The sequence below is a fragment of the Gordonia sp. ALPHA1B1 genome, assembly GCF_005502615.1.
Classification (GTDB): Bacteria; Actinomycetota; Actinomycetes; order Mycobacteriales; family Mycobacteriaceae; genus Gordonia; species Gordonia hongkongensis.
On sequence record NZ_SCOC01000011.1, the window covers coordinates 13607 to 27044 of the forward strand.

Annotated in this window: 1 protein-coding gene (only partly in view); it reads left to right on the top strand. The window is 70.7% G+C overall.

Annotated features, from left to right (window positions below; translation table 11 throughout):
* Window positions 1-13438, top strand: partial view of a non-ribosomal peptide synthase/polyketide synthase gene (locus tag FFS52_RS09720; RefSeq protein ID WP_137809555.1) — the start only. The gene runs 26729 nt beyond the window's last position; only the first 13438 of its 40167 coding nucleotides appear in the window; its start codon is at window positions 1-3; the stop codon falls past the right edge of the window.

Genomic DNA, 13438 nt, shown 5'->3' on the forward strand with positions numbered 1-13438 from the left:
GTGACCGATGTCGATTCAACGGCCTCCAACATCTCTCTCACCTGGGGCTCGCGGCCTTCGACATTGCACCTGATCGCCTTCTCGGCCGGCGTCGCACCCTCCGAGACCGCCTACGAGGCGGTGTCCGGTCCGGTCACCTTCGGTGAGCTGTACGCACGGGTCTCGGCAACGGCCCAGATCTTCATCGCGCAGGGGCTCGACACCGAGGCAGCCGTCGGCGCCGGGGTCACCCAGACCGAGGCCGCGGCCGGTCGCGCGCCCGCGGAGATCGCCGACGCCACCCGGCGCGCGATCGCGCTGATCCGAGAGCGGGCCCTGGAGCTGATCGGCAGCACCGACCTCGGCTCACTGCCCGGTCTCGTCCGTGCCGCGGTGGCCCGCCACGCCGACCGGCCCGCCGTCAGCGACGCAAGCGGCGCCGTATTGTCCTATCGCGAGCTCGACGAGCGGTCCGATGCGCTGGCCGGCGCACTCCGTGCCACCGGCGCGGGTCCGGGCCGCCTCGTCGGCGTCGCGCTCCCGCGCCGTGCCGAGCTGATCGTGGCCCTGCTCGCCGTCCTCAAGACCGGGGCCGCGTACCTGCCCCTCGACCGCTCCCAGCCGGTCGCGCGCGCGCAGTCGATCATCGACGACGCCGCGCCGCTGCTGGTGCTCGCCGATGCGGAACTCGCCGCGGCGTGGGGCGTCGTCGACGTACGGTTCGCGGCGCCCGAGGAGTTGGCAGCCGGGACTCCTCAGGGAGCGGGGGAGGCCCTCGACGAGCGGCTGCCGGCCTACCTGATCTACACCTCGGGTTCGACGGGCCGGCCGAAGGGCGTCGTCGTCTCGCATCACGAGGTCGTCGCGCTGATGAAGGCCGCGGCGGAGGAGTTCTCGTTCGGTCCGGACGACGTGTGGACGCTGTTCCACTCCTACGCGTTCGACTTCTCGGTCTGGGAGATCTGGGGACCGCTGGTCACCGGCGGGCGCGTCGTCGTGGTCGACCAGGACACCACGCGCGATCCGGACGCCTTCGTCGAGCTGCTCGAGTCCGAGCGGGTCACGGTGCTGAGCCAGACGCCGTCGGCCTTCTACCAGCTCATCACCGCCCAGCGGCAGAAGCAGGCCTCGTTTGCGCTGCGCTACATCGTGTTCGGCGGTGAGGCGCTGAGTTTCGAACAGGTCCGGCGGTGGTTCGACGACAACCCGGCCGACGGTGCGCAGCTGGTCAACATGTACGGCATCACCGAGACCACGGTGCACGTCAGCTATCGCGCGCTGGACCGCGACGCGGTGTCGGCGGGTGACGCGTCGTTCATCGGACGACCGCTGTCGTCGCTGGACATTCACATCCTCGATTCGCGGCTGCGGCCGGTGCCCGATGGCGTCATCGGTGAGATGTACGTCACCGGAAAGCAACTCGCGCAGGGTTATCTCCGCCGGGCCGGCCTCAGTGCCACGCGTTTCGTCGCGAACCCGTTCGCGCCGAACGGTTCCGGTGACCGCATGTACCGGACCGGCGATCTGGCGCGCCGCGTCGGCGACGACATCGAGTACCTCGGTCGGGGCGACGCCCAGGTCCAGCTCCGGGGATTCCGTATCGAGTACGGCGAGATCGAGGCCGCACTCGTCGGTGTCGACGGGATCGCGGCGGGTGCGGCCAACGTCGTGGACCTGCCCGACCGGGGTGAGATCCTCGCCGCCTACGTGGTTCCCGAGCCGGGCGTCGAACTCGACGAACAACTCGTCCGCCGCCGAGTCGCGACCACTGTGCCGGAATACATGGTCCCCGACGTCGTCATGGCGGTCGAGCGGCTGCCACTGACCCAGAACGGCAAACTCGATCGCGGCGCACTGCCGCGGCCGGTGCTCGCGTCGACGACCGAGTTCGTCGCGCCCGAGGACGACACCGAGGCGGCCCTGCGGGACATCTTCGCGGAGGTACTGGGTCTCGAGGACATCAGCGTCGTCGAGTCGGTGTTCGACGTCGGTGGCAACTCGCTGCTGGCCGCCCGCATCGTCGGCCGCGCCGCGGAGACGCTCGGCGTCGACCTCACCGTCCGTGATCTCTTCGACGCCCCGACGGTTCGCGACCTCGCACTGGCCGCAGCGTCGAAGCGCCCGGGGTTGCCCCCGATCGAGCCCGTCGCCGACCGTCCGGACCGCATCCCGCTGTCGCTCGCACAGCAGCGCATGTGGTTCATCAACCGGTTCGACCCGGCCTCGCCCGCCTACAACATCCCGATGGTCCTGCGGCTGTCGGGCGACGTGGACGCCGACGCGCTGCGTGCGGCGTTGCTCGACGTCATGACGCGCCACGAGGTCCTGCGAACCACCTATCCCGAAGCCGACGGCGACGCCTATCAGCTCGTCCACGAGCCGTCGGCGACGGCTGCGATGCTCGACTGGCGCGAGGTGCCGGAAGCGGCACTGCCGCAGGTGATGCTCGGCGGATTCGACCTGGTCGCGGAACTGCCGGTGCGCGTCGGCTTCTCCCGGATCTCGGACACCGAGGCGGTCCTCGGGATGGTGGTGCACCACATCTCGTGTGACGGCGAATCACTGGCGCCGCTGGTGACCGACCTGATCACCGCGTACACCGCACGGGTCGCCGGGCGTGCGCCCGAGTTCGAACCGCTGCCGGTCCATATGGCCGACGTAGCGCTGTGGCAGCGCCGGGTGTTCGGTGCCGCCACCGACGACTCGTCGCTCATCGGCGCGCAGTTGCAGTACTGGGCTCGACAACTCGACGGCGCGCCCGACGTGCTCGAGCTGCCCACCGACCGCCCACGTCCGGCCGTGGCCTCACAGCGCGGTGCACGCGTCGAATTCAGTGTGCCGCAGGAGGTCTCGGAGCGTGTTGCGCGCCTGGCCCGCGATCGCGGGCTGACCCCGTTCATGGTCGCGCATGCGGCGCTCGCGGTCCTGCTGTCGCGTCTGTCCGCGACCGAGGACATCGCCGTCGGGACGCCGATCGCCGGTCGTGGCCAGTCGATCTTGGACCCGATGGTCGGGATGTTCGTCAACACGTTGGTCCTTCGGACCGGCGTCGACTCCTCGGCCGGCTTCGACCAACTGCTCGACGACGTCCGCCGCACCGATCTCGAGGCCTTCGCGAACGCGGACATCCCCTTCGAGGCGGTCGTCGAACGGGTGAACCCGCTGCGCACCGAGGCCTACGCGCCCCTCGCGCAGGTGTGGCTCGCCTTCGACCAGTCGGCCATCGCCGACCTGGCCTCGCAGACGTTGACGATCGGCGGGGGGACGATCGGCGAGGCCGGCGGCCTGGCCGTGACCCCGGCCGAACCGGACGAACTCTCCGCGCGCGTCGACCTGACCGTCGGCATCGCCGACAACGGCGACAACTGGCAGGGCTCGGTGCTCTATGCGACCGACCTGTACGACGCCGAATCGGTGCGCCTGTTCGCCGATCGGTTCGTCCGCCTTCTCGACGCCCTGACCGCGGACCCGGGTGCGCCTGTCGGCGACGCCGAGCTGATGACCTCGGCCGAGCACGAGGCGATCGAACGATGGGTCGGTGCGGCTGACACCGACGCCGGTCCCGGGCAGGTCGTCACGGTCGCGGATGCGCTGGCGGACTCGTTCGCCCGCAACGCGTCCCGCCCCGCCGTTCGCGCGGGCGGGCGCACCTACGACCATGCCGAGTACGGGGCGCTGGTCCACGCGTTCGCACGACGACTGCTCGAGCAGGGTGTCGGGCCGGATGTGGCGGTCGCGGTTGCCGTTCCGCGGTCGGTCGAGATGCTCGTCGCGATCCACGGGATCGTGCTCGCCGGCGGAACCTACGTGCCGATCGACCCGGAGGCGCCGGCCGAGGTCGTCCGCCGGCAGCTGGCGCTGTCCGGTGCGTCGACGGTGGTCGTCGCCGGGGCACGTCCGAGCTGGGCCGAGGCCGCGTCCACCGTTCCGGAAACCTTCGTCACCGTCGATCTCGACGCGCTCGCGACCGCTGCGTCGGCTCCCCTCACCCCCGCGGATCGTCCGGTGGCGCTGCGCGCCGGGCACCCGGTCTACACGCTGTTCACCTCGGGCTCGACCGGACAGCCCAAGGGTGTGACCGTCACCCACCGGGGCCTGCACGACATGCTGTCCTGGTTCGGGGCCTACACCGGTGACCCGGCGGACGAACGGGTGCTGGTGAAGACCCCCTACACCTTCGACGCCTCGGTCTGGGAGCTGTTCTGGCCGTTCGTCGCGGGCGCCACCGCCGTGGTCGCAACACCCGACGGCCACCGTGATCCGGCGCATCTCGCCCGCGTCATCGCCGACGAGCGGGTCACCTCCGTCCAGTTCGTGCCATCGCTGCTCGCGGTGTTCCTCGACGAGAGCTTCGATCCCGCCACCGGTCTGTCCTCGGTGCGTCAGATCTTCACCGGCGGTGAGTCACTCACCCCCGCGGTGACGCAGCAGACGCTTGCGGCCGCCCCGCACGCGGTGGTCGTCAACCAGTACGGGCCGACCGAGATGACGGTGGACGCGACGATCCGGCCCCTGGTCGAACCGGCCGAGGTCGTCACCATCGGCCGCCCGGCACCGGGCGTGACGGCCCGGGTCCTCGACAACCGCCTCCGCCCGGTGCCGCCCGGCGTTCCCGGCGAGCTGTACCTGGGTGGCGCGCAGATGGCCCGCGGGTATGCCGGCGCGCCGGCGCTGACCGCCCAGGCGTTCGTCGCCGACCTGGCCGGCCCAGCGGGCTCGCGGCTGTACCGGACCGGCGACCTCGCACGCTGGCGCGCCGACGGTGAACTCGAGTATCTCGGCCGCGCCGACTTCCAGGTCAAGATCCACGGACAGCGCATCGAACTCGGCGAGACCGAGGCAGTCCTGTCCGCCGCGCCGGGCGTGGTCGCCGCTGCTGCCGCGGTGACCACCACCTCCGCGGGTGATGCGCTCGTCGCCTACCTGACGGGCCATCCGGGCGACACCGTGGACGTCGACACGGTCCGCGCCTTCGCCGCGGAACGGTTGCTCACCCACCTGCGCCCGACACTGTGGGTCGTCCTCGACGAGATGCCCCGTAACGCCTCCGGCAAGGTCGACCGGCGCGCGCTGCCGGCGCCCACCGTGTCCGAGTCCGAGATCGTCGAGCCGACGACGCCGGCCGAGCAGGCCCTGGCCGCTGTCGTCGCCGAGGTCCTCGGGGTCGAGCGGGTCTCGGTCGTCGACTCCTTCTTCGATCTCGGCGGCAACTCCCTGGCCGCGATGCGGGTCGCGGCCCGCGCCGGTGCGGCGCTCGGCGTCGAGGTCAGCGTCCGCGACCTCTTCGACGCACCGAGCGTGCGTGAGCTCGCGCAGCGCGTCGCCGACCGCGTACCCGGCCTCCCGCCGGTCACCGCGGTGCGCCCGCGCCCGGATGAGATCCCGCTGTCCTATGCGCAGCAACGCATCTGGTTCATCAACCAGTTCGACACCAGCTCGGCGGCCTACAACATCCCGATTGCCCTGCGCCTGCGTGGCAAGCTCGACCTCGCCGCGCTGCGTGCCGCGATGGTCGACGTCGTCGAGCGTCAGGAAGTGCTCCGCACGGTGTTCCCGTCGATCGACGGCGCACCGCGACAGGTCATCGGGGACGCGACCGGTGTGGACGCCGAACTCGACTGGGCTGTCGTCGACGAGGAATCCGACCTGTTCGCCGCCGCCGGTGCGGGTTTCGACGTCGCCGTGCAGCGACCGATCCGCATCCGGGTGCATCGCGTCGACGACCTCGAGCACATCGTCCTCATCGTGATCCACCACATCGCCGGCGACGGCGAATCGATGCGCCCGCTCGTCACCGACGTGGTGACCGCGTATGTCGCGCGCTCCCAAGGTCGTTCGCCCGACTTCGCCGAGCTGGAGGTGCAGTTCGCCGACGTCGCGCTCTGGCAACGTCGTGAGCTCGGCTCGATCGACGACCCGGATTCGCGGGTCTCGGCGCAGGTCGACTACTGGCGCACCGCGCTGGCCGGGCTTCCCGAGGTGCTCGAACTCCCCGCCGACCGTCCGCGTCCGAAGGTCGCGTCGATGGCCGGCGCCGAAGTCGGTTTCGAGATCGACTCGGCGACAGCAGATCTCGTCCGAAATCTCGCCACCGAGCGTGGTGTCACCGAGTTCATGGTCATCCATGCGGCACTGGCGGTGCTGCTGTCGCGACTCTCGGCCACCGACGACATCGCCATCGGCACCCCGATCGCCGGACGCGGCGACGCCGCGCTGGATCCGCTGGTCGGCATGTTCGTGAACACGCTCGTGCTGCGGACCGTGGTCGACCCGGCGCAGCGGTTCACCGACCTTCTCGACGCCGTGCGGGTCACCGATCTCGACGCCTTCGCCCACGCCGATGCCCCCTTCGAGGCGGTCGTGGACGCACTCGCGCCGTCACGTTCGGAGGCCTTCGCGCCGCTGACGCAGATCCTGCTGACCGTCGACCCCACTCCCGCGGATCCGTCCACTCTCGTCGCCGACATCGACGAGCTCGCGGTGGAAGTGGTGGAGACCGAGGAGAACTCGGCCAAGGTGGACCTGACGGTCGGACTCCGCGGGGGTCGCGCCGGGTCCTGGATCGGCCGCGTCAACTACGCCACGGACCTGTTCGACGAGGCGACGGTCGCGCGGATGATGGATCGATTCGCGCGGTTGCTGCACGAGCTGGTCACCGACGCGACCGTGCCGGTGGGTGACGCCGACCTGTTCGACACCGACGAGCGCGAGCTGCTGACCCCCGTGGGCCGTCAGCCCGCGACGCCGGCCGTGCCGCTGGCCGAGCTGTTCGCCGCCGCGGTCCGGCGCGGCGGAGCGGACCGGACCGCGGTCGTCGACCCCGAGCGGTCATTGACGTACGCCGAGCTCGATGCCGCGTCGAACCGGCTGGCTCGTCACCTGCTGGATCGGGGCATCGGCCGCGGCACCCTGGTCGCGCTGCTCATCCCGCGGTCGGCGGAACTGATGGTCGCGATCTGGGCGGTGGCCAAGACCGGGGCCGGGTACGTACCGATCGACCCGGATTACCCGGCGGATCGCGTGTCGCACATGATCACCGATTCCGGTGCGCGGCTCGGGCTCACGCTCGGCGACGTGGCCGGGCCCGGGATTCCCGGCAGCGAGTGGCTGGAACTGGACGCGCCGGAGCTCATCGAAGCCGTTGCGGCGGCCAGTGATTCGCCTGTGACCGACGCCGACCGGCCGAGCGCGGTCGGGGCCGACGACACGGCCTACGTGATCTACACGTCCGGATCGACCGGTACGCCCAAGGGCGTCGAGGTCACCGCGGGCGGCCTGCGCAACTTCGGCGTCGAGGCCGCGGAGAAATCCGGAATCACCCCGGACTCACGCGTCCTGGGTTTCGCCTCACCCAGTTTCGACGCCTTCGTACTCGAGTATCTGCTCGCCTTCACCGTGGGTGCCTCCGTCGTGTACCGGCACCGCGACGCGGTGGCCGGTGCACCGCTCGCGGACTTCATGCGCGAGCACCGCGTGACCCATACATTCCTCACCCCGACAGTGCTCGCCTCCCTCGATCCGGCCGACCTCCCGGATCTGCACACCGTCTACGCGGGCGGTGAGGCGGTCCCGGACACCTTGCGTGACCGCTGGGCACCACTGGTGCGCTTCCAGAACCTCTACGGACCCACCGAGACCACGATCGGTGTCGCGATCGGCCCGCCCATGCGGGTCGAGGAACCGGTCCTCGTCGGACCGCCGATCGGCGGCGTCGACCTGCTGGTGCTCGACTCCCGGCTCCGCCCAGTTCCGGTCGGGGTGGCGGGCGAACTGTACGTGAGCGGCCCGGCCCTGGCGCGCGGCTACCTCGCGCGCCGCGGTCTGACCGCGGAGCGCTTCGTCGCCAACCCCTTCGGCGCGCCGGGCGACCGGATCTATCGCACCGGGGACATCGTCCGCTGGGCCCGTGACCGCGACTGGTCGCTCTCGGTGGACTATGTCGGTCGTAGCGACGACCAGATCAAGCTTCGCGGTCTGCGTATCGAACTCGGCGAGATCGAGAGTGCGCTCGGCGATCACCCCGCGGTGGCCTCCGCGGTCGTCGTCGGCGTCGACTCCGACGGCGGGCTCGCCGCGAGTGGACAGTCGGTCGTCGCGGCGCTCGCCGCCTACGTGGTGTTGCGCGACGCAGTCGACATCGCCACGCTGCGTGAGCATCTCGCCGACCGGTTGCCGTTGTTCATGGTGCCGGCCGGGATCGTCGTGCTCGACGCACTGCCGCTGACCCCGGTGGGCAAGCTCGATCGTCGGGCACTCCCCGCGCCGACCATCGAGGTCGACTCCGATCACGTCGACGCCGAGACGCCGGTCGAGCAGCAGCTCGCCACGATCATCGCCGGACTCCTGGGTCTCGAACGCGTCAGCGTCAGCGACTCCTTCTTCGCCCTCGGCGGCGATTCCATCATGTCCATTCAGGTCGCTTCGGCCGCGCGGGCCGCCGGGATCGATGTGTCGCCTCGAGACATCTTCGAGCACAAGACCGTTCGGGCGATCGCCCGCGCCGTCGGCGCCCGTGGCGAGCGGGTGCCCGCCCTCGAGGAACCGGCCGGCGGCGGGATCGGCCCGATGGCCGTGCCGCCGGTGGTCTCGTGGATCCTCGATCAGACCGACGTGGTCACCGACTTCGCCGATTTCTCCCAGTCCATGGTGCTGACCGCGCCGGCCGGACTCACCGTCGAGATCGCGCAGGAACTCCTCGGGCAGGTCGTGTCCGTGCATCCGATGCTCAGCGCGGCGGTCGAACCCGGGCAGGCCGATGGCGAATGGCTCATGCGCACCGGCGTCGCGCCACTGCATCCCGGCGCCGTCACCGCCCTCGCGTCTCCCGCGCTCGTCGGCGACCCCGGCTTCTCGGACACCGTCGTCGCGGCCTTCGAGGACGCCTCGCGGCGTCTCGACCCGACCACCGGGCAGCTCGTCGCGGCCGTTCTGGTCACCGACCCCGACGCCGCCGCACGGCTCGTCGTCGTCATCCACCACCTGGGCGTCGACGCCGTCTCGTGGCGGGTCATCATCGAGGACCTGCTGACCGCGTGGGCGCAACATCAAGGCGGTCAGGCGTATTCGTTGCGACCGGAGGTCACCTCGGCGCGCGCCTTCACCGCCGCGCTCGACGCCCAGCGGGCCGGGCGATCCGACGAGCTGCGCTACTGGCTCGAACGGTCGCCGGAACGGGTCACCGACCTCGGGGCGGAGGTCGACCGCACGCGTGACCGCATGTCGACCACCGAGACCGTGGTGCACACGGTCGGCTCGTCGGTGACCGAGGCGCTGCTGACGTCGGTGCCGACCGCCTTCCGCGGCAACGTCAACGACGCTCTCGTGGCTGCTCTGGCGCGCGCTGTCCGGTCGTGGCAGCAGGCCCGGGGCATCGCCGACGACCGGCCGGTGACCATCCTGCTCGAGGGGCACGGCCGATACGAGGAAGCCCTGCTACGCGGAACCGATCCGCGGACCGTGGATCTGTCCCGGACCGTCGGGTGGTTCACGACCATCGCGCCGATGGCCGTCGACGTCCGCGGTGACGCCGTCCACACGGTCAAGCTCGCCAAGGAGGAGCGGGTCGGCCAGCTCGACAACGGGATCGGTTACGGACTCCTCCGCTACGGCGACACCGAGCTGTCCCGGCGCCCGTTGCCGAGCATCGGCTTCAACTACCTCGGCAACGTCACGGGGACCGGGGCCGGCGGCGAGAACGCCTCGGACGTGGGCGAGACGGGCATGCCGTTCCTGCCCGACCCCGCCGCACCGCGCCTGCCCGGCACGGTCACGGGCGCCATGGTCGTGCCGAACCTGCTGAGCATCAACGCGGGAACCGCGATCGGCGACAGCGGTCGCGAGTTCGTCGCGGGATTCACGTTCCCGCGCGGCGCGATCGACACCGAGGCGGTCGACGACCTCGCGCGGCGCTGGGACGCCGAGCTCGCGACCATCGTCGACGAGGTCGCCCGCGTCGGCGATCCGGGACTCTCCCCGTCGGATGTCCTCGGTGCGCGCGTCACCCAGGACGATCTCGATCACCTGGCCCGGCGGTATCCGGGCGCCGACGTGTGGCCGCTGTCGCCGCTGCAGCGCGGCCTGCAGTTCCAGGCCGAACTCGCCGCGGCGGGCCGCGAAGCCGGGGCGGTCGACGTCTATACCGCGCAGGCGGTTCTCACGCTCAAGGGCGAGGTCGACGCCACCCGTCTCGCCGAGGCCGTGCGCGAGGTCTTCGCCCGCCATCGGGTACTGCGCTCCAGTTTCGTCCGGGTACCCAGCGGCGAGGTCGTCGCGGTGGTTCCGGAGACTCTCGAGATCCCCTGGCGGACAGTGGATGCCGATAACGGCGACGATGCGATCGACGTGGTCGCGCAGGTCGAACGCGCGACGCCGTTCGACCTCGAGTCCGGCCCGCTCATGCGGTTCGTCCTCGTCCGCAGTGGCACGCGCTCGACGTTGGTCGTCACCAGCCACCACATCCTGATCGACGGCTGGTCGAGCCCGCTGATCATGGCCGACCTGTTCGCGCTGTACGCCACCGGTCAGACCTACACCGGCACCGTCGCCGCCGAATCCGGGGCTCGGGGAGACTACTTCGACTACCTGCGGTACATCGCCGCCTCCGATACCGAAGCGGGACTGGCGGCCTGGCGGTCGGTGCTGTCCGCCGTCGACGAGCCGACCCTCGTCGGCTCCGCCCGCGAGGCGACGTCCGATCAGCTTCCGCGCGATCACAGCGTGCTGCTCCCGGCCGAGATCACCTCCGCCGTCGACGACCTCACGCGCGCACGGGGAGTCACCGTCTCGACGGTGATGCAGTTCGCCTGGGCGGTGCTGCTCTCGCGCATCACCGGCCGGCGCACGGTCGTCTTCGGCGAGACCGTCTCCGGACGTCCGGCCGATCTGGACGGCGTCGAGACGATGGTCGGCCTCTTCATCAACACCTTGCCCGCGGTCGCGGACGTCGACCCGGGCGCCCGCGCCGCCGACGTCCTGGACGCGCTGCAGGCCTCGAAGGTCGCAGTGCTCGACCACCAGCACCTCGGACTGCCCGAGCTGACCGCACTCGTCGGTCGCGGACAGCTGTTCGACACCCTCGCGGTGCACGAGTCCTATCCGGTCGACGCCCAGTCGCTGAAGCGAGGGGCCGACGCCGGCGGCATCGGGATCGAGGATCTCGACGCCACCGACTCGACCCACTACCCGCTGAATCTGGTGACCGGCGTGGTCGGCGACCAGATCGAGCTGAAACTGAAGTATCTGCCCGCCGCCTTCGACGAGCGACAGGTGGAGGTGTACTCGGATGCGTTGATCCGCATCCTCACGACCCTCGTCGCCGACCCGGCCACCGAGGTCGGGGCCATCTCCCTGCTCGACGACGCCGAGTACCGCAGCGAGCTCACGCCGCCGGTCACCCGGACCCGCAATACCGACGTCTCGCTCGCCGAGTTGTTCGCGCGGGCAGCGCGCACCCACGCCGATCGTCCGGCCGTCACCGACACCACGTCCACACTCGACTACCGCGAGATCGACGAACGTTCCGCCGCGGTCGCCGCGGCCCTGAGTGCGCGAGGAGTCTCCACCGGCGATCTCGTCGCCGTGGCGACCTCCCGCGGCGTCGATCTCGTCTCCTCGATCCTGGGTGTGTTGCGTTCCGGCGCCGGCTATCTGCCGCTGGACACCACCAATCCGGTCGACCGCCTGCGTTTCATCGTCTCCGATGCCGCGCCGAGCGCGGTGATCATCGACGACACGACCGCGGACTTCGAACTGTGGTCCCGATTGGGCACCACGCCGGTGGTGCCGGTCGCGCAGCTGATCGCTGAAGGTGCCGCTGCGACTTCGGAACCGGTTGCGGTTCATCCTGATTCGCGTGCCTACGTGATCTACACGTCGGGTTCCACGGGTCGGCCCAAGGGTGTCGAGGTCACCCACCGCGACGTGGTGACCCTGATGGACACCGCCGCAGATGATTTCGACATCGACGAGACGGACGTGTGGACGATGTTCCACTCGTACGCGTTCGACTTCTCGGTCTGGGAGCTGTGGGGACCGCTGCTGACCGGTGGCCGCTTGGTCCTGGTCGACCGGGACCTGGCGCGGGCGCCGGAGGAGTTCCTCGATCTGCTCGCCCGCGAACGGGTCACCGTGCTGAGCCAGACGCCGTCGGCGTTCTACCAGCTCGCCGAGACCCGCCGACGCCGCGACACCCCGCTGTCGTTGCGCTACATCGTGTTCGGCGGCGAGGCGCTCAGCTTCGAGCAGGTGCGGCGCTGGTTCGACGATCATCCGGACGAGACCACGACGCTGGTCAACATGTACGGCATCACCGAGACGACCGTGCACGTCAGTTTCCGGCCGCTCGACCCGCACTCGGTGGCGGCCGACGACGCGAGCTTCATCGGCCGGCCGCTGTCGTCGCTGGCCATCCACGTGCTCGACGACCGGCTGCGGCCGGTCCCCGAGGGTGTCGTGGGCGAGATGTACGTCACCGGTGGGCAACTGGCGCAGGGCTACCTGAAGCGCGCCGGGCTGTCGTCGACGCGTTTCGTGGCCTCACCCTACGGCGAGCCCGGAACCCGCATGTACCGCACCGGCGACCTCGCCCGTCGCGTGGGCGACGACATCGAGTACCTCGGGCGCGGTGACGCGCAGGTCCAGTTGCGTGGCTACCGGATCGAGTTCGGCGAGATCGAGGCGGCACTGCTGGCGGTGCCGGGTGTGAGCGCGGCAGCGGCCCGGGTCGTCGACATCCCCGGCCGCGGTGAGCAACTCATCGGTTACCTGGTCCGCGACGCGCAGGACGCGGTCGACGCGACCGAGGTCCGGCGCATCGCCGGCCGCGCGGTGCCGTCGTACATGGTCCCGGACCAGATCATCGACGTCGACACCCTGCCGCTCACCGCGAACGGCAAACTCGACCGCGACGCCCTTCCGGTACCCGACTCGGCCACCGTGGTCGAGGAGATCGTCGCGCCCACCGGCCCGCAGGAGACCGCGGTCGCGCAGGTCTTCGCCGAGGTGCTCGGAGTCGACGTGATCGGTGTCACGACAAGCTTCTTCGATCTCGGCGGTAATTCGCTGTCCGCGACCCGCCTCGCCTCGCGCGTCGCCGACGCACTCGGTACCGAGGTGTCGGTGCGGGACGTGTTCGAGGCGCCGTCCGTCCGGGATCTGGTGGACGCCGTGTCCGGGCGCGGAAGCACTCTGCCACCCGTGGTGGCGGTGTCGCCCCGCCCGGAGCGCATCCCGCTGTCGTTCGCTCAGCGCCGGATCTGGTTCATCAACCGGTTCCAGCCCGACTCGGTCGCCTACAACATCCCGGCGGTACTGCGCCTGACGGGTCCGCTCGACACCCACGCGCTGCGCGCCGCCATCGTCGACGCGGTGGAGCGGCACGAGGTGCTCCGCACGACCTTCCCCGACGACGCCGGCGAGCCGTATCAGCTGATCCACCCCACCGGCGAGGTCGATACTCGAC